Source organism: Bartonella jaculi, from assembly GCF_039543045.1.
Lineage (GTDB): Bacteria > Pseudomonadota > Alphaproteobacteria > Rhizobiales > Rhizobiaceae > Bartonella > Bartonella jaculi.
The window spans coordinates 1-700 of record NZ_BAABIZ010000180.1; the positions used below are offsets into that span (position 1 = coordinate 1).

Genomic DNA, 700 nt, shown 5'->3' on the forward strand with positions numbered 1-700 from the left:
TTGCTATGGTGAGACGTCCTTTTATCGGGGGTAAATTCACACGCATCATGCCACTGGTGGAAAGAGACGCCCATACATTCACGGGCTCTGATAACAACCCAGACAGCAGAGACAGCCCCGTTTCAATGCCTTCACAAATAACCAGATGTTTTGGATTGGCTTGACTTAAATGCACAGCACCACCCATAACAGACCCCAACATGGCTTTTGCTGGTACTTGATCTGTTTTGCAGCCATTGGCTTTTAAAAAGGTCCTATGGATTGCAAAGGAGCAGGCACCCTTAACAAGAGCAACCAACGCGGGCAGTGTCATTCCTAATGGGTGTGGACATTTTTCATGAAAACGTAAATCGGGAGGCAATTCACAAGTGATACCCCGCTTGCGTAAATAGGTTTCTGCTAAAGTATCTTTTATCGGTTGGCTTTGTTGCTAAATCTCTTTTGCTCTTTCTGCTTTCTGTTTTGCTCGTTTGAGATCAACAGAAAACTGTTTTGAGAAAGAGAGCGTGTGATCATAAGCTTTATCAACAAAGGCTTGTTTCCCCAGCAAGCCAATTCTTCTAAGCGCTTGTATGATCTCTCTAAAAGAGCAGCCCGCATAACAAGTGAGTAAGAGGCGCCCATCATGTCCATTGGAAAGAGATAGACTAGGCAACCTATCATCATGGGCTGGACAACGGGCACTTCCATAATGCCCATG

At 45.1% G+C, this 700-nt stretch carries 1 pseudogene; it reads right to left on the minus strand.

The features are described from left to right. Positions 1-700, minus strand: a pseudogene (locus ABD915_RS10060) (DUF7146 domain-containing protein); the annotation flags it as partial.